16 protein-coding genes are annotated in these 16241 nt (G+C 65.6%); 9 read left to right on the plus strand and 7 right to left on the minus strand.

What is annotated here, in order from left to right; genetic code table 11:
• Positions 1-24: 24 nt before the first annotated feature.
• Together argF and VFW84_RS01555 are read right to left on the minus strand one after the other, a co-directional pair.
• On the minus strand, positions 25-957 hold the full coding sequence (gene argF, locus VFW84_RS01550; RefSeq protein WP_329678668.1) for an ornithine carbamoyltransferase: 933 nt from the start codon (positions 955-957) through the stop codon (positions 25-27).
• Between the two features lie 2 nt (positions 958-959).
• Positions 960-2162 carry an aspartate aminotransferase family protein gene (locus VFW84_RS01555; RefSeq protein ID WP_329678669.1) on the minus strand — a complete coding sequence of 401 codons (1203 nt, stop codon included), beginning with the start codon at positions 2160-2162 and terminating at the stop codon, positions 960-962.
• Between the two features lie 424 nt (positions 2163-2586).
• Here VFW84_RS01555 and VFW84_RS01560 point away from each other — a divergent pair, with 424 nt between their 5' ends.
• Positions 2587-2907, plus strand: coding sequence for a DUF3579 domain-containing protein (locus VFW84_RS01560; RefSeq protein WP_329678683.1), 321 nt, complete (start codon positions 2587-2589; stop codon positions 2905-2907).
• Between the two features lie 93 nt (positions 2908-3000).
• Here the strand turns inward: VFW84_RS01560 and rpsT are convergent, their stop codons facing one another.
• Positions 3001-3300 carry a 30S ribosomal protein S20 gene (gene rpsT / locus VFW84_RS01565; protein ID WP_329678670.1) on the minus strand — a complete coding sequence of 100 codons (300 nt, stop codon included), beginning with the start codon at positions 3298-3300 and terminating at the stop codon, positions 3001-3003.
• A 172-nt stretch (positions 3301-3472) separates the two neighbouring features.
• Here rpsT and murJ point away from each other — a divergent pair, with 172 nt between their 5' ends.
• Complete coding sequence (gene murJ / locus VFW84_RS01570) at positions 3473-5035, plus strand: murein biosynthesis integral membrane protein MurJ (RefSeq protein WP_329678671.1); 1563 nt, start codon at positions 3473-3475, stop codon at positions 5033-5035.
• A gap of 16 nt (positions 5036-5051) precedes the next feature.
• Here the strand turns inward: murJ and radA are convergent, their stop codons facing one another.
• From radA to alr, 3 genes are read right to left on the minus strand one after another with little or no spacing between them, the layout of a single operon-like run.
• Positions 5052-6419 (minus strand): DNA repair protein RadA, encoded by a 1368-nt coding sequence (gene radA, locus VFW84_RS01575; protein WP_329678672.1) that lies wholly within the window; start codon positions 6417-6419, stop codon positions 5052-5054.
• A gap of 5 nt (positions 6420-6424) precedes the next feature.
• Entirely contained in the window at positions 6425-6916 is a 492-nt protein-coding gene (locus VFW84_RS01580) for an acyl-CoA thioesterase (protein ID WP_329678673.1), read from the minus strand.
• Positions 6906-8027 carry an alanine racemase gene (gene alr, locus VFW84_RS01585; RefSeq protein ID WP_329678674.1) on the minus strand — a complete coding sequence of 374 codons (1122 nt, stop codon included), beginning with the start codon at positions 8025-8027 and terminating at the stop codon, positions 6906-6908. The genes VFW84_RS01580 and alr overlap by 11 nt, the downstream gene beginning before the upstream one ends.
• Before the next feature lie 169 nt (positions 8028-8196).
• Here alr and lplT point away from each other — a divergent pair, with 169 nt between their 5' ends.
• The gene (gene lplT, locus VFW84_RS01590; protein ID WP_329678675.1) at positions 8197-9474 is read left to right on the plus strand and encodes a lysophospholipid transporter LplT; all 1278 of its coding nucleotides are present in this window, start codon (positions 8197-8199) and stop codon (positions 9472-9474) included.
• Between the two features lie 42 nt (positions 9475-9516).
• On the opposite strand, the gene VFW84_RS01595 is transcribed toward lplT, so the two are convergent.
• Positions 9517-11097, minus strand: coding sequence for a helicase HerA-like domain-containing protein (locus VFW84_RS01595; RefSeq protein ID WP_329678676.1), 1581 nt, complete (start codon positions 11095-11097; stop codon positions 9517-9519).
• A gap of 199 nt (positions 11098-11296) precedes the next feature.
• Between VFW84_RS01595 and VFW84_RS01600 the strand changes: the two genes are divergently transcribed.
• Genes VFW84_RS01600 through rlmH form a run of 6 tightly spaced genes read left to right on the plus strand, consistent with a single transcriptional unit; the run spans position 11297 to position 16217 of the window.
• A complete protein-coding gene (locus VFW84_RS01600) occupies positions 11297-12019 on the plus strand; it encodes a YebC/PmpR family DNA-binding transcriptional regulator (RefSeq protein ID WP_329678677.1) in 723 nt (240 codons plus the stop codon).
• Positions 12020-12026: 7 nt separating this feature from the next.
• Positions 12027-13313 carry a phosphoribosylamine--glycine ligase gene (gene purD, locus VFW84_RS01605; protein WP_329678678.1) on the plus strand — a complete coding sequence of 429 codons (1287 nt, stop codon included), beginning with the start codon at positions 12027-12029 and terminating at the stop codon, positions 13311-13313.
• A gap of 23 nt (positions 13314-13336) precedes the next feature.
• A complete protein-coding gene (gene hemF / locus VFW84_RS01610; protein WP_329678679.1) occupies positions 13337-14257 on the plus strand; it encodes an oxygen-dependent coproporphyrinogen oxidase in 921 nt (306 codons plus the stop codon).
• A 13-nt stretch (positions 14258-14270) separates the two neighbouring features.
• Positions 14271-14921 carry a nicotinate-nucleotide adenylyltransferase gene (gene nadD, locus VFW84_RS01615; RefSeq protein ID WP_329678680.1) on the plus strand — a complete coding sequence of 217 codons (651 nt, stop codon included), beginning with the start codon at positions 14271-14273 and terminating at the stop codon, positions 14919-14921.
• Entirely contained in the window at positions 14922-15707 is a 786-nt protein-coding gene (gene rsfS / locus VFW84_RS01620; protein ID WP_329678681.1) for a ribosome silencing factor, read from the plus strand.
• A 42-nt stretch (positions 15708-15749) separates the two neighbouring features.
• Entirely contained in the window at positions 15750-16217 is a 468-nt protein-coding gene (gene rlmH, locus VFW84_RS01625) for a 23S rRNA (pseudouridine(1915)-N(3))-methyltransferase RlmH (RefSeq protein WP_329678682.1), read from the plus strand.
• Positions 16218-16241: the final 24 nt, after the last annotated feature.

Consider the following 16241-nt stretch of genomic DNA (forward strand, 5'->3'; position numbering starts at 1 on the left):
ATGCAAGGCTGACAGGCCAGGCCTTCAGCCAATGCGCCCCAGCAAAAGGTACTCCATGAGTACCTTTTGCACATGCAAGCGGTTCTCCGCTTCATCCCAGACGACGGACTGGGGGCCGTCGATCACGTCGGCCTCGACTTCTTCGCCACGGTGGGCAGGCAGGCAGTGCATGAACAGGGCGTCGGGTTTGGCTACCGCCATCATGTCGCGGTCCACGCACCAGTCGGCGAAGGCCTTCTTGCGCGCTTCGTTCTCGGCCTCGTAGCCCATCGATGTCCACACATCGGTGGTCACCAGATCGGCGCCACGGCAGGCGTCCATCGGGTCCTTGAAGACCTTGTAGCAGTCCGTGTTGCCGATGCCGGCCACCGCGGCGTCGATCTCGTAGCCGCTGGGCGTGCTCACATGCACCGTGAAGCCCAGGATCTCGGCCGCCTGCAGCCAGGTGTTGGCCATGTTGTTGCCATCGCCCACCCAGGCCACCACCTTGCCCTTGATCGAGCCACGGTGCTCGATGAAGGTGAAGATGTCGGCCAGGATCTGGCAGGGGTGGTACTCGTTGGTCAGGCCATTGATGACCGGCACACGCGAATTGGCCGCGAACTTGGTCAGCTTCGCCTGCTCGTAGGTGCGGATCATGACGATGTCGACCATGCGCGAGATGACCTTGGCGCTGTCCTCGATCGGCTCGCTGCGGCCCAACTGGCTGTCGCCCGTGGTCAGGTGCACCACCGAGCCCCCCATCTGGTACATGCCGGCCTCGAAGCTCACGCGGGTGCGCGTAGAGGCCTTCTCGAAAATCATGGCCAGGGTGCGGTCGGCCAGAGGCTGGTACTTCTCGTAGTTCTTGAAGCGCTTCTTGATGATGGCCGCGCGCTCGAACAGGTAGGCGTACTCCTGCTCACGCAGGTCCTTGAACTGCAGGTAATGCTTGATCAGGCTGTGACCGGGTTTCATGTTCAGGCAGCGTTGGTTTCAGACAGGAAGGCCTTGACCAGCGGGGCCAGGATGGCCACGATCTCATCGGCTTCCTCGGGGGTGATGATCAGGGCAGGCAGCAGGCGGATGACCTTGTCGGCGGTGATGCTCAGCAGCAGGCCGGCTTCCATGGCGCGTGTCAGCAGCACGCCGCAGGGGCGGTCGAGCTCGATGCCGATCATCAGGCCCTGGCCGCGGATCTCGGTCACGCCCGGCAGTTCACCGAGCTCACGCACCAGCGCAGCGTGCAGGCGCTGGCCGATGCGTTCGGCATGGGCGAGCAGGCCGTCGCGCTCCATGATCTTGATGGTCTCCACGCCGGCGCGCATGGCCAGGGGGTTGCCACCGAAGGTGGTGCCGTGGTTGCCCGGTTGCAGCACATGGGCGGCCTTGGGGCCGCAGACCACGGCGCCGATCGGCACGCCCGAGCCCAGGCCCTTGGCCAGAGGCATCACGTCAGGCTGGATGCCCGACCACTGGTGGGCGAACCACTTGCCGGTGCGGCCCATGCCACATTGCACTTCGTCGAGCATCAGCAGCCAGCCTTGTCTGTCGCACAGGGCGCGCACGGCCTGCAGATACTCGGCGCGGGCGGCATTGATGCCGCCTTCGCCCTGGATCACCTCCAGGAAGACGGCCGTGACATTGGGGCGGGTGCGGGCGACCTCTTCCAGCGCGGCGATGTCATTGAGCGGCACGCGCACGAAGCCCTCGACCAGGGGCTCGAAGCCAGCGTGCACCTTGGGGTTGCCGGTGGCCGACAGGGTGGCGATCGAGCGACCATGGAAGGCCTTTTCATAGACCACGACCTCTGCGCGATCGATGCCTTTGTCGTGACCAAACTTGCGGGCAATCTTGAGGGCCGCCTCATTGGCTTCCAGGCCCGAATTGCAGAAGAAGACATTGGTCATGCCCGAGCGCTCGACCAGCAGGGCGGCCAGCTCTTCCTGCAGGGGCACCTGATAGTAGTTGCAGCAGTGGATCAACTTGCTCAGCTGATCCTGCAAGGCCGGCACCAGTTGAGGGTGGTTGTGCCCCAGGGTGTTCACCGCGATGCCCGACAGGCCGTCAAGGTACTGTCGGCCTTGCGTGTCCCAGACTCGGCAGCCCTGGCCATGCGAGATGGCAATGGGCAGGCGACCATAGGTGGGCATCACGTGGGGCATCGAAGCGGCGGCAGTCATGAGGGTCTCGCTGGTTTCACAAAACAAAAAGGCGCAGTGCTTGAGGACCGCGCCTTGGGCATTGTAAGGAATGGATGAGGGTGTCGCCAAGCAGCGTTGACGACTTCAGATTCATCCTCGGATGGTCGATACCTGGGGTTAACACCAGATTCTGCCCCAGCACGGGGCGTGGGCTCTGGCATTGATGTTGCGAGATCCAGCAAGTCGTTGGACAATGGGAGCTTGCCTGATGGAAACAGAACTTGACCCTGTGCTGTCAGGCCCGGTGAACGCACTGGAACACCCTCCAGCGTTTTTGCCGAGCCACCGCAGTGTGCCGACACAATCGGGCGCTGTGCCTGTTCAACCTGTCAATGCACCCATTGCACAGCTCGTGGGAACGAACAACGTGTCCACCACCGTACCGGCAGGTTCTGCCGCGGCGATCGCCATCGCCAAACCCCGTGAAGTCTTCATCCAGGGGGTCACGTCCGACGGACGCACCTTTCGCCCCAGCGACTGGGCCGAGCGACTGGCCGGGGCCATGTCCTGTTTCCGCCCCGGGGGCGCCAAAGGGGGCATCGGCGCCCACATTGGCTACTCACCCTATTGCGTTCCCACCACCATCGGGCAGGTCAAGTGCGTGGTCGTCAATGAGGCGCTCAGGAAGATCGAGCCCATGGCCTGGGACTTCGTGATGAACTTTGCCCGCGACAACGACCTGCAGGTGGCCGATGCGTGTCTGCTGCCGGATCCCCCCCGTTGACCCCCCTGCAGATGCTTGGCCGTCACCGTCCAGACGTGAAAAAGCCCGCCGAAGCGGGCTTGTTGCTGTCTGACGGCCACAGGGGCCGAAAGATCAGGCGGCCAGCGACAGGGCCTTGACCTTGGCAGCCAGGCGGCTCTTGTGGCGAGCGGCCTTGTTCTTGTGGAAGATGCCCTTGTCGGCGATCGAGTCGATCACGCTCTGAGCGGCCTTGAAGGCGTCAGCGGCCTTGGCCTTGTCGCCAGCCTGAACGGCCTTGAGCACGCCCTTGATGGCGGTACGGAACTTCGAACGCAGAGCCGAGTTGGCGGCGTTGATCTTGACGTCTTGACGAACGCGCTTGCGACCCGAAGCGATGCGGACGGTCTTTTTGACTTTGGAGGCTGATGCCATGATTTTTGGGGCCTTGCCGATGCCTGGCCGGTTGATTCACACATCTCAAGACGTGGGAGCCCTCTGGCCAATTCGCACCCAACAAAACCAAAGTTGGTTGGAAAGCCGAACATTATAGCGCGGTCCAGATGCATTGCCAAGGGCCCGGCGGGGGCATTCCTATAATGCCCGGATGAGTCTGCTTAAATCCGCCTCCATCGTGTCCCTGCTGACGCTGGCATCGCGCATCACCGGGCTGGTGCGAGAGCTGCTGATCGCTGCGGCCTTCGGGGCCAGTGCCACCACTGACGCCTTCCAGGTGGCCTTTCGCATCCCCAACTTGCTGCGGCGCCTGTTCGCCGAAGGGGCGTTTTCCCAGGCTTTTGTGCCCATCCTGGCTGAAAGCCGCGCCCGTCAGGGCGATGAGGCCACGCACAAACTCATTGATGCGGTCGGCAGCGTGCTCTTCTGGGTGCTGTTGGTGGTGTCCATCGTGGGCGTGGTGGCAGCGCCCGTGCTGGTGTGGCTGATGGCCTCAGGCCTCAAGGAAAGCGGGGGGTTTGACGCCGCCGTGGTGATGACCCGCTGGATGTTTCCCTACATTTTCTGCATGTCCCTGGTGGCCTTGAGCGCAGGCATCCTCAACACCTGGGGGCATTTCGCCATGCCGGCGGCCACGCCCGTGGTGCTCAACTTGTGCGTGATCGGAGCCGCGCTGGGGCTGGCGCCCGTGTTTCAGGCCCATGGTCACGACCCAGTGCTGTCCCTGGCGGTGGGGGTCATGGTGGGCGGGGTGCTGCAGTTGGGCATCCAGATCCCGGCCTTGGCGCGCCGAGGGGTGGTGCCTCGTCTGGCGCTGACCTGGGGGGCGCTCAAGGCGGCCTGGGCTCACGATGGCGTGCACCGCATCTTGCGGCAGATGGCGCCGGCCCTGCTGGGCGTGTCGGTGGCGCAGGTGTCCTTGCTGATCAACACGCAGATCGCCTCCCATCTGGGGGCGGGGGCCGTGTCCTGGCTGACATATGCCGACCGGCTCATGGAGTTCCCCACCGCCATGCTGGGCGTGGCCCTGGGCGTGGTGCTGCTGCCCCAATTGTCCAAGGCCCAGGCCAGTGGGGATCAGGCGCGTTTTTCATCCCTGCTGGATTGGGGCCTGCGTCTGGTGCTGCTGCTGGCCCTGCCGTGCGCCGTGGCCTTGCTGGTGTTTGCCACCCCTTTGGTGTCCGTGCTCTATCACTATGGGCAGTTCGGGCACAAGGATGTGGAGCAGACCGTGCTGGCCCTGATGGGCTACGGCGTGGGCCTGATGGGCCTGATCGGCGTGAAGATTCTGGCGCCGGGCTTTTATGCCACGCAGGACATCCGCACCCCGGTGCGCATCGGCATCGGCGTGCTGGTGCTCACCCAGATCCTCAATGTCGTGTTCGTGCCCTATCTGGCGCAAGCGGGGCTGGCCTTGTCCATCGGCCTGGCCTCGCTGGTCAATGCCGGCATGCTGCTGTGGGGCCTGCGCCGTGCGGGGCGCTATCAGCCCGAAGCTGGCTGGTGGCTTTATGCCGGGCGTGTGATCTTGGCCACGGCCTTGCTGGGCGTGGGGCTGTGGCTGGCGGCCCACCACATCGACTGGGTGGGCCTGCGCGCGCAGCCCATGGTGCGCATTGGCGCCCTGACGTTGTGCCTGCTGGGCGCGGCGGTGGTGTACTTTGGCACCTTGATGGCCACGGGCCTGAATCTGCGCCAGACCTTGCGCCGCTGAGGCGCCTGATCGCCCCTCACAGGCCGCGCAGCAGGGCCACGGCCTCTTCAATGCGCTCGACGGCGTGGATGGTCAGCCCCTCGATGGGCTTCTTGGGCACATTGGCCTTGGGCACCACCGCGACAGAGAAGCCCAGTTTGGCGGCTTCTTTCAGGCGCTCCTGCCCACGGGGGGCAGGCCGCACCTCGCCAGCCAGGCCCACTTCGCCAAAGGCAAAAAAGCCCTTGGGCAGGGCCTTGCTGCGCAGGCTGCTCTGGATGGCCAGCAGCACGGCCAGGTCGGCGGCGGGCTCGCTGATGCGCACGCCGCCCACAGCGTTCACAAAGACGTCCTGATCGCCACAGGCCACGCCCGCATGCCGGTTGAGCACGGCCAGCAGCATGGCCAGGCGGTCACGCTCCAGGCCCACGCTCAGGCGGCGCGGGCTGGGGCCGCCCTGGTCCACCAGGGCCTGGATCTCCACCAGCATGGGGCGGGTGCCCTCCAGGGTGACCAGCACGCAGGAGCCGGGCACCGGCTCGCCATGGGTGGACAGGAAGATGGCGCTGGGGTTGGTGACGCCCTTGAGACCTTTTTCGGTCATGGCAAAGACACCGATTTCGTTGACCGCGCCAAAGCGGTTCTTGATGGCGCGGATCAGACGGAAGCTGCTGTGGGTGTCACCCTCAAAGTACAGCACGGTGTCGACGATGTGCTCCAGCACGCGCGGGCCGGCCAGGGCGCCTTCCTTGGTGACATGGCCGACCAGCACGATGGCGCAGCCACTGGCCTTGGCGACCCGCGTCAGGTGGGCTGCGCATTCACGCACCTGGGCCACCGAGCCGGGGGCCGAGCTGAGCTCGCCGGTGTAGATGGTCTGGATGGAGTCGATCACGCAGAAGGCCGGTTGTTCGGCTTCCAGGGTGGCCAGGATGTTCTCCAGCTGGATTTCGGCCTGCACGCGCACGGCCTTGCCTTCCAGCCCCAGGCGCCGGGCGCGCAGGGCCACCTGGGCGCCGCTTTCTTCGCCGGTCACGTAGAGCACGGGCATCTGGCGCGACAGCGCATCCAGGGCCTGCAGCAGCAGGGTGGATTTGCCGATCCCGGGGTCGCCGCCGATCAGCACCACGCCGCCCGCGACGATGCCGCCACCCAGCACGCGGTCGAGTTCATCCAGGCCGGTGGGGGTGTGCGAGACATCCGCCGCAGCGATGTCGGACAGCGTGGTCACCGGTTGCGGCGCGGTCAGGCCGCGTGCCAGGGCCTGCATGCGGTTCTTGGACACCGGCTCGGCTCGGCCTTCTTCCAGGGTGTTCCAGGCGCTGCAGTGAGGGCACTTGCCTAGCCATTTGGGGCTGGTGCCGCCGCATTCGCTGCAGGTGTAGACGGTTTTTTCCTTGGCCATGGTGATCAGGGCTGACCGGCCTGCATGGCCTTGAAGCGCTGATCCAGTTCCTGGCGCAACTGGCGGCGCAGCCTGGCGTCGCTGAAGCGCCGGATCTCGTCGGGCGTGATGGGGGTCAGTGGGGGCACCGGGGTGGGTTGGCCATCGTCATTGACCGCCACCATGGTGAAGAAGCAGCTGTTGGCGTGTCGCACGACCTGGCTGCGGATGTTCTCGGTCACCACCTTGATGCCGATCTCCATGGACGAGGTGCCCGTGTAGTTGACCGAGGCCAGGAAGGTGACCAGCTCGCCCACGTGGATGGGCTGGCGGAAGGTGACCTGGTCGACCGACAGGGTCACGACATAGCAGCCCGCATAGCGGCTGGCGCAGGCGTAGGCCACCTGATCGAGCAGCTTGAGGATGGTGCCGCCGTGCACATTGCCGGAAAAGTTGGCCATGTCCGGCGTCATGAGCACAGTCATGCGCAATTGGTGGCGCTGGGCGTCAAGTTCCATGGGTTTCTCGCACTTCCATCGTGACGCGTTGGGAGACGGCGCACATCAGCTCGTAGCCAATGGTGCCGCAATGGTGGGCCACCTCATCGATGGACAGCACCGTGGGTTGGTGATCGACCAGGGGGCCCTGGCCCCAGAGGGTGACTTCGCTGCCCACCTGCGCGCGGGGGGCGGTGCTGAGGTCGACCATGAGCATGTCCATGGCCACGCGCCCGGCAATCGGCACCTTGATGCCGTCGACCAGCACGGGGGTGCCGTCCGGTGCGTGCCGGGGGTAGCCATCGGCATAGCCACAGGCCACCACACCAATGCGCATCTCGCGCGGGGCGACGAAGCGGCTGCCATAGCCCACCGTGTCACCCGCCCGCAAGTGCTGGATGGCGATCAGTCTGGAGCGCAGGGTCATGGCCGGGCGCAAGTCCCAGGCCTGGGCATCGTGCTCGGGGTAGTCGGGGGAGGCGCCGTAGAGCATCACGCCGGGGCGGATCCAGTCGCCGCGCACGCGCTGATCCTGGGCATGGCGCAGGGTGGCGGCGCTGTTGCACAGGCTGCGCTCGCCGGGCAGGTCGGCGCAGGTGGCCTCGAACACCTGCAGTTGCTGCTCGATGCCGATGGGGCCGTCGGCATCGGAGAAGTGGGTCATCAGGGAAACCTCGTCCACCTGGGGCAGGGCGGACAGGCGCACCCAGGCGTTGCGGAAGGCATCGGGGGTGAAGCCCAGGCGGTTCATGCCCGTGTTCATCTTGAGGAAAACGCGGTGCGGCCACTCGGTCTTGTGGATGGCCAGCCAGTTGATCTGCTCATCACAGTGCACGGTGTGCCACAGGTTGAGTCGAGAGCACCATTCCAGATCGCGGGCATCAAACGCGCCTTCGATGAGCAGGATGGGGCCGCGCCAGTCCAGGCGACGCAGGCGCTCGGCTTCGGCAATGTCCAGCAGGGCAAAACCATCGGCGGCGTGCAGGCCCTCGAAGATGCGCTCGATGCCGTGGCCATAGCCATTGGCCTTGACCACCGCCCAGACCTGGGTGTCCGGGGCGGCCGCTCGGGCACGTCGCAGGTTGTGTTGCAGGGCGTCGGTGTGGATCAGGGCTTCAAGCGGGCGGGGCATGGCGCTATTTTGCCAGCCGACACAAACCCGCGTTCATGTGCCCGCCAGGCACCCTCTCACGGGGGGTGTCGTGCTATAACCGGCGCCCAGTGAATCTCGTTGTTGTGCGGGATTCTTGGTTCGTCTCTTCTGTCTGGCCCGCTTTGAGGTTTTCGCTGCTTCGTCCACGATGAAAAAAGGCTTTCACACCATCATGGCGGCGCAGTTTTGCAGCTCGCTCGCGGACAACGCCTTGTTCGTGGCTGCTGTTGAGTTGCTCAGGATCTCGGGCTCGGGCGAATGGCAGCGCGCGGCCCTGGTGCCCATGTTCGCGCTGTTTTACGTGGTGCTGGCCCCCTTTGTGGGCGCTTTCGCGGATGCCTACCCCAAGGGGCGGGTCATGTTCGTGTCCAACTCGATCAAGGTCGCGGGTTGTCTGCTGATGTTGTTCGGCACGCACCCTCTGGCGGCCTATGCCCTGGTCGGGCTGGGTGCAGCGGCCTATTCGCCGGCCAAGTACGGCATCCTCACCGAATTGCTGCCGCCCTCCCAACTGGTCAAGGCCAATGGCTGGATCGAGGGGCTGACGATCGCCTCCATCATCCTGGGCGTGGTGCTGGGCGGGCAGTTGATGGGGGCCCATATTTCGCCACATCTGCTGGCCCTGAATGTGCCGGGCATCGAGACAGCACCTCAGGCGGCCATCGCCTGCATGGTGTTCCTGTACATCGCTGCGGCCATCTTCAACCTGAACATCCCGCGCACGGACGCGCCCCTGCAGCCGCTGCCGGCACACCCCTGGTCGCTGGCGACCGATTTCTGGGGCTGCAACCGTCGCCTGTGGCAGGACAAGCTGGGGCAGATCTCCCTGGCCACGACCACGCTGTTCTGGGGCGTGTCGGGCAATCTGCGCTACATCGTGCTGGCCTGGGCGGCGGCGGCGCTGGGCTACAGCACCACGCAGGCTTCATCCCTGGTGGGCGTCGTGGCGGTCGGCACCGCTGTGGGGGCCGTGGTGGCCTCGGTGTGGATGCGGCTGGACTGGGCCACACGGGTCATCCCCCTGGGGGTGGCCATGGGGGTGCTGGTGATCGGCATGAACGCCATCCGCGACCTGACGGTGGCCGTGCCCTTCCTGATCCTGGTGGGGGGGCTGGGCGGCTTCCTGGTGGTGCCCATGAATGCGCTGCTGCAGCATCGCGGTCACAACCTCATGGGGGCCGGGCGCTCGATTGCCGTGCAGAACTTCAATGAGCAGGCCTGCATCCTGGTGCTGGGCGGCATGTATGCGGGCTCCACCCTGGTAGGCCTGTCGGCCTTTGGCGCCATCACCATGTTTGGCGTGGTGGTGGCGGCCGTGATGGCCTGGATCGGCTGGTGGCACCACCGCAATACCATCCATCACCGTGAAGAGGTCGAGCGCCTGCTGGCGATCGCCCGCACGGATGGGCACCACGGGCACGGTTGATCGGGTGTCTGCGTGGTGGGCAACGGCCCACTCCGGGCCGACTCAGCGCCGACGGCTGCCGCCACCCAATAGCGAGCCCAGCACGCCACGGATGATCTCGCGGCCCACGCTGGAGCCGATGGTGCGTGCGGCGGACTTGGCCACCGTTTCCAGGATGGAGTCCTTGCGGCCACTGCCTTTGAGCAGGCCGCCGGCCACATCGCCCAGCCAGCCCCCCATGGCGCCGCCGCCGGTGCTTGCGGCCTCGGACGCCGCCTGATCGGCGCTGTTGCGCACCGCATCCAGGGCTTCGTCCTTCATGGAGCGGCCACGCTCAGGCGCCGTGGCAGGCGCTTCGGTGGTGGCGGGGGCCGCGCGGCCCTTGATCTTCTCGTAGGCCGATTCGCGGTCCACGGTCTTTTCATAGACGCCTGCGACCAGCGAGCTGGCGATCAGCGCTTGGCGTTGCTCCTGGCTGATGGGGCCGATCTGGCTGCCCGGTGGCAGCACGAACACCCGCTGGGTGACGCCGGGGCGGCCTTTTTCGTCCAGCAGGCTGATCAGGGCCTCTCCCACCCCCAGTTCGGTGATGGCCGTGGCGATGTCCAGGCCCGGGTTGGCGCGCATGGTGTCGGCGGCCGAGCGCACGGCCTTCTGATCGCGTGGTGTGAAGGCGCGCAGGGCATGCTGCACGCGGTTGCCCAACTGGCCCAGCACGGTCTCGGGGATGTCCAGCGGGTTCTGGGTGACGAAGTACACGCCCACGCCCTTGGAGCGCACCAGGCGCACCACCAGCTCGATGCGCTCGACCAGGGCGGCCGGGGCATCCTTGAACAGCAGGTGGGCTTCGTCAAAGAAGAACACCAGCTTGGGCTTGTCCAGATCGCCCACCTCGGGCAGGGTCTCGAACAGCTCAGAGAGCATCCACAGCAGGAAGGTCGCGTACAGGCGCGGCGAGTTCATCAGCTTGTCGGCCGCCAGGATGTTGATCACGCCCTGGCCGTCGGTCGTCTGCATGAAGTCGGCGATGTCCAGCATGGGCTCGCCAAAAAACTGGTCGCCGCCTTGCTCCTCGATCTGCATCAGGCCACGCTGGATGGCGCCCACGCTGGCCGGGCTGATGTTGCCGTATTCGGTGGTGAACTGACTGGCGTTGTCGCCCACATGCTGCAGCATGGCGCGCAGGTCCTTGAGATCGAGCAGCAGCATGCCGTTGTCGTCAGCGATCTTGAAGACCAGTTGCAGCACGCCTTCTTGCGTGTCATTGAGGTTGAGCATGCGGCCCAGCAGCAGGGGGCCCATGTCGGACACGGTGGCGCGCACCGGGTGGCCTTGCTGGCCGAACACGTCCCACAGCGTGGTGGGGCAGCTCAGTGATTCGGGGGTGGCCAGGCCGCGCTCCTGCAGGATCTTGGCCAGTTTGGGCGAGACCACGCCTTTTTGCGAGATACCGGTCAGGTCGCCCTTGACGTCTGCCATGAAGACGGGCACGCCGATGCGCGAGAAGCTCTCGGCCAGGGTCTGCAGGGTGATGGTCTTGCCGGTGCCGGTGGCCCCGGTGATCAGGCCATGGCGGTTGGCCAGGGCGGGCAGCAGGTGGCACTGGGTCTCGCCGTGAGCGGCAACAAGGATGGGATCGGCCATGGCAGGGCACTCCAGCAAAGGCGCCGGAAAAGGGGCTCCGGGCGCGTTGACAACGGTCTTGACCAGGGTCAACCCTGGCTCGAAGGTAAAATCACAGTATCACTCAGCTCGACAGACGAGCACATTCCATGCGCGCACCGGTTTTGTGCCGGGGCGCCTTGTGTCGTTCACATCAGACATTCTCTCGGAGCACGCTGCCATGGCAGGTCATTCCAAGTGGGCCAATATTCAACACCGCAAGGGTCGTCAGGACGAAAAGCGGGGCAAGATCTGGACGCGCCTCACGCGCGAAATCATCGTCGCTGCCCGCACGGGCGGGGGCGATGTCGCCATGAACCCGCGCCTGCGTCTGGCCATTGAAAAGGCCAAGGCGGCCAACATGCCGGCCGACAACATCAAGCGCAATGTGGACAAGGCCACAGGTAACCTCGACGGCGTGACCTACGAGGAAATCCGCTACGAGGGCTACGGCATCGGCGGCGCGGCCATCATCGTCGACTGCATGACGGACAACCGCGTGCGCACGGTGGCCGAGGTTCGCCATGCGTTCAGCAAGCACGGTGGCAACCTGGGCACCGAAGGCTCGGTGGCCTTCCAGTTCAAGCACGTCGGCCAGCTCCTGTTTGCGCCGGGCGTGAGCGAGGACAAGGTCATGGAAGTGGCCCTGGACGCGGGCGCCGAGGACGTCATCACCCATGAGGACGGCTCCATCGAGGTGCTCAGCAGCCCGACGGATTTTGAAGCCGTCAAGCATGCCCTGGAAGGGGCGGGCCTCACGCCCGAGATGGCCGAGGTCACCATGCGTGCCGAAAACAGCATCGAGTTGTCGGGTGACGATGCCGCACGCATGCAGAAACTGCTGGATGTCCTTGAAGACCTGGACGATGTCCAGGACGTCTTTCACAACGCTGAACTGAATTGAGCGCGCAATGAATATCCTGGTGATCGGCTCGGGCGGCCGCGAGCATGCCCTGGCCTGGAAGCTGGCCCAGTCTCCCAAGGCCCAGAAGGTCTTTGTGGCGCCGGGCAACGGCGGTACGGCGCGTGACCCGCGCCTGACGAATGTCGCGCTGACCGATGTCAAGGCCCTGGCGGACTTTGCCCAGGCCGAAAAGGTTGTGCTGACCGTGGTGGGCCCCGAGGCCCCGCTGGCTGCCGGTGTGGTGGACGAGTTCCGCGCCCGTGGCCTGCGCATCTTCGGCCCCACCCAGAAGGCCGCGCAACTGGAGAGTTCCAAGGCCTTCGCCAAGGACTTCATGAAGCGCCATGGCATCCCCACGGCCTTCTACGAGACCTTCACCGATGCGGCCGATGCCCACGCCTATGTGGACAAGCACGGCGCGCCCATCGTGATCAAGGCCGATGGCCTGGCTGCGGGCAAGGGCGTGGTCGTGGCCATGACACTGGCCGAGGCCCATGAGGCCATCGACTTCATGCTGCTGGACAACAAGCTGGGCGTGCAGCACAACGCGGGCGGCGCCCGGGTCGTGATCGAAGAGTTCCTGGCCGGCGAAGAAGCCAGCTTCATTGTGCTGGCCGACGGCAAGAACGTGTCCGTGCTGGCCACCAGCCAGGACCACAAGCGCCTGCTGGACGCTGATGCCGGCCCCAACACGGGAGGCATGGGCGCCTACTCGCCCGCTCCGGTGGTCACGCCCAATGTGTACGCCAAGGCCATGCAGGAGATCATCCAGCCGACGCTGGCGGGCATGGCCAAGGATGGCATCCCCTTCACCGGCTTCCTGTATGCCGGCCTGATGATCGATGCGCAGGGCAACCCCAAGACGCTGGAGTTCAACTGCCGCATGGGGGATCCCGAGACGCAGCCCATCATGATGCGCCTCAAGAGCGATCTGATCGATGTCTTTCTGCACGCCACCGATGGCACGCTGGACCAGATCGAGCTGCAATGGGATCGCCGCTTCGCCCTGGGCGTGGTGATGGCTGCCGGTGGTTACCCGCTGGACCCCAAGAAAGGCGACATCATCACCGGCTTGCCCGCCGATGCCGACGACGCCATGGTCTTCCATGCCGGCACCACGATGGACGACGCAGGTGTCGTGCGCACCAGTGGTGGGCGCGTGCTGTGCGTGACCGCGCTGGGCGATTCGGCCAAGCTGGCCCAGCAGCGTGCCTACGAGTACATGCGTGGCATCGATTTCGATGGCATGCAGTTCCGCAGCGACATCGGCTGGCGCGCCATCAAGGCCCGCTGATCCCAGGGACACCGAAAGACCGCATGAGCACCGAGTTGAACCCCGCCATCGTCCGCACCTATCTGCTGGGCTTGCAGGAGCGCATCATCTCGGCCTTCCAGGCTGAGGATGGCAAGGTCTTCGTGAGCGACGCCTGGGTGCGTGGCCCAGAGGAGCGCCTGCAGGGCGATGGGTGCTCGCGCCTGGTCGAGGGCGGGAATGTGCTGGAGCGCGGCGGCTGCAATTTCTCGCACGTCAAGGGCCCCAGCCTGCCACCATCGGCCACGCAGCACCGGCCCGAGCTGGCCGGTTGCCCCTTCGAGGCCATGGGCGTGTCGCTGGTCTTTCATCCGCGCAACCCCTATGTGCCCACGGTGCACATGAATGTGCGCATGATGGCCGCCCACCGGCCCGATGGCACGGTGGTGGCCTGGTTCGGCGGTGGCATGGACCTGACGCCCTACTATGGCTTTGAAGAGGATGCCCGGCACTTTCATCAGGTGTGCAAGGACGCCCTGGCGCCTTTTGGCGAGGACAAGCACCCGCGCTTCAAGCAATGGTGCGACGAGTACTTCTTCCTCAAGCACCGCAACGAGGCGCGGGGTGTGGGCGGCATTTTCTTTGACGACATCTCCGAGCTGGGTTTTGAGGGCGGTTTTGCCCTGATCCGCTCAGTGGGCGATGCCTTCATCAACGCCTATCTGCCCATTCTGCAACGCCGTCGCGAGACGCCCTATGGCGAGCGTGAACGCGAGTTCCAGGCCTACCGCCGGGGGCGTTACGTCGAGTTCAACCTGGTGTGGGACCGGGGCACGCTGTTCGGCCTGCAGTCCGGTGGGCGCACCGAGAGCATCCTCATGTCGATGCCGCCGGTGGTGACCTGGCGCTACGACTGGCATCCCGAGCCCGGCACGCCCGAAGCGCGGCTGTACAGCGATTTCCTGCCGCCCCGGGCCTGGGTGTGAGCGGGCCGGTCCATTGACACGCACCACGCCACCCGAGTCTGCGCCCCGCCGCATCGGCCTGATGGGCGGGAGTTTCGACCCCGTTCACGCGGCGCATGTGCGCCTGGCAGAGGTCGCCTTGCACACCTTGGCTCTGGACGAAGTGCGCTGGATCCCGGTGGGGCAGCCCTGGCAGAAGGCCCGGCAACTGGCCAGCGCTGAACATCGGCTGGCCATGGTGCGCCTGGCCACGGCGCATGAGCCGCGTTTCGTGGTCGATCCGATCGAGACGCTGCGCAGCGGCCCGTCCTATACCCTGGACACGGTGCGTGAGCTGCAGCAGGCCGACCGAGCCACTGTGCCGGCGCAATGGTTCCTGATCATTGGGCAGGATCAGTACGCCAACTTGCCGACCTGGCATGGCTGGCCTGAACTGCTGGAGCGTGTCACGCTGGCTGTGGCCTGTCGGGGGGACGCACCCCCACAGACACCTGCGGCCTTGCAGGGGGTGGCGCACCACTGCCAGACCCTGCCTTTGCCCCCGATGCGGGTGTCGTCCACCGACATCCGCGCACGCCTTGCCCGAGGCGAGTCGCCTCAATCTCTCGGTGATGCCATGGCCAGCGAGGCCGTGGCACGCTATATTGCCAACCATCAACTCTACGCCCCAGGCGACCACCGCTGAATGGACATCCGAAAACTGCAACGCGCCATCGTCGATGGCCTTGAAGACGTCAAAGCCCAGGACATCGTGGTGTTCAACACCGAACACCTCTCACCGCTCTTCGAGCGCGTGGTCATCGCCTCGGGCACGTCCAACCGGCAAGCCAAGGCCCTGGCCGCGAGCGTGCGCAAGGCCGTCCGTGAAGCGGGCTTCGAGGTCATGCGCACCGAGGGCGAGGACAACGGCGAATGGATCATCGTCGACTGCGCTGCCGCCGTCGTGCACGTGATGCAGCCGGCCATCCGCCAGTACTACCAGCTCGAAGAGATCTGGGGTGACAAGCCGGTCGCGATCAAACTCAAGGCGGCCAAGACCGGTCTGGTCAAGGCCTCCGAGCCGATCGACGACGAGGCTCCCGTCAAGCCCAAGAAGGCTGCGGGCAAGGTCACGGCCGCCCAGAAGGCGGCCACCACGGCTCCGGCCAAGAAAGTGGCAGCCAAGAAGGTCGCGCCCAAGACCACCGCGAAGACCACCGCGAAGGCCCCGTCCAAGGCGCCTGCCAAGACGGCCGTCAAGCCCGCCGCCAAGACGCCGGCCAAGAAAACGGCCGCCAAGAAGGCGCCGTCGACGGTGACCAAGATCGTGGTCAATGCGCCCAAGCCAGCGCGCAAGGTGGCCGCCAAGAAGGCGCCGGCCCGCTCGGCCCCCAGTGCGCCGCGTCCGGCCGTGAAGAAGGTCGCCGCCAAAAAGGTCGCCGCCAAAAAGGTGGCGGCCAAGAAGGCGCCCGCCCGCAAGACCGCTCGCTGATGTCTGTCCAATGACGCGGCCCTTCGGGGCTGCGCCTGAACCATGAAACTGACGGTTGTGACCATCGGGCATCGATTGCCTGACTGGGCCAATGAGGCTTGCGAGGACTACCTCAAGCGCTTCCCGCCCGACTGGAAGGTCGAGGTCAAGGCCCTCAAGGCCGAACCGCGTGAGGGCAAGCCTGTGGCCGCCATCATGCAGGCAGAGGCCGCTCGCATCGAAGCCTCGCTGGAGCGAGGGGTGCGGCGCGTCATCCTCGATGAGCGTGGCAGTCGCCTGACCAGCGTGCAACTGGCCGAGCGCAGCGAAGCCTGGCTGCACGATGGGCGGGATGTGGCCCTGATCATCGGCGGGGCCGATGGCATCGACCCCTCCCTCAAACAGACAGCCGATGAAGCCATTCGCCTGTCGGACATGACCTTGCCCCATGCGCTGGCCCGCGTGCTGCTGCTGGAGCAGCTCTACCGCGCCTGGTCGCTGCGCAACAACCATCCCTACCATCGTGCCTGAGCAGACGGGTCGCTGGCCGCTCCC

Source organism: Aquabacterium sp. (assembly GCF_036279655.1).
Lineage (GTDB): Bacteria > Pseudomonadota > Gammaproteobacteria > Burkholderiales > Burkholderiaceae_C > Aquabacterium.

Bases quoted from the DNA above. Each gene is read 5' to 3' on its own strand.
- VFW84_RS01580 (WP_329678673.1), bottom strand. From the start codon at position 6,916: ATGGAACTTGACGCCCAGCGCCACCAATTGCGCATGACTGTGCTCATG.
- argF (WP_329678668.1), bottom strand. From the start codon at position 957: ATGAAACCCGGTCACAGCCTGATCAAGCATTACCTGCAGTTCAAGGAC.
- rsfS (WP_329678681.1), top strand. From the start codon at position 14,922: ATGGACATCCGAAAACTGCAACGCGCCATCGTCGATGGCCTTGAAGAC.
- alr (WP_329678674.1), bottom strand. From the start codon at position 8,027: ATGCCCCGCCCGCTTGAAGCCCTGATCCACACCGACGCCCTGCAACAC.
- VFW84_RS01555 (WP_329678669.1), bottom strand. From the start codon at position 2,162: ATGACTGCCGCCGCTTCGATGCCCCACGTGATGCCCACCTATGGTCGC.
- rpsT (WP_329678670.1), bottom strand. From the start codon at position 3,300: ATGGCATCAGCCTCCAAAGTCAAAAAGACCGTCCGCATCGCTTCGGGT.
- lplT (WP_329678675.1), top strand. From the start codon at position 8,197: ATGAAAAAAGGCTTTCACACCATCATGGCGGCGCAGTTTTGCAGCTCG.
- radA (WP_329678672.1), bottom strand. From the start codon at position 6,419: ATGGCCAAGGAAAAAACCGTCTACACCTGCAGCGAATGCGGCGGCACC.
- purD (WP_329678678.1), top strand. From the start codon at position 12,027: ATGAATATCCTGGTGATCGGCTCGGGCGGCCGCGAGCATGCCCTGGCC.
- VFW84_RS01595 (WP_329678676.1), bottom strand. From the start codon at position 11,097: ATGGCCGATCCCATCCTTGTTGCCGCTCACGGCGAGACCCAGTGCCAC.
- rlmH (WP_329678682.1), top strand. From the start codon at position 15,750: ATGAAACTGACGGTTGTGACCATCGGGCATCGATTGCCTGACTGGGCC.
- hemF (WP_329678679.1), top strand. From the start codon at position 13,337: ATGAGCACCGAGTTGAACCCCGCCATCGTCCGCACCTATCTGCTGGGC.
- murJ (WP_329678671.1), top strand. From the start codon at position 3,473: ATGAGTCTGCTTAAATCCGCCTCCATCGTGTCCCTGCTGACGCTGGCA.
- VFW84_RS01600 (WP_329678677.1), top strand. From the start codon at position 11,297: ATGGCAGGTCATTCCAAGTGGGCCAATATTCAACACCGCAAGGGTCGT.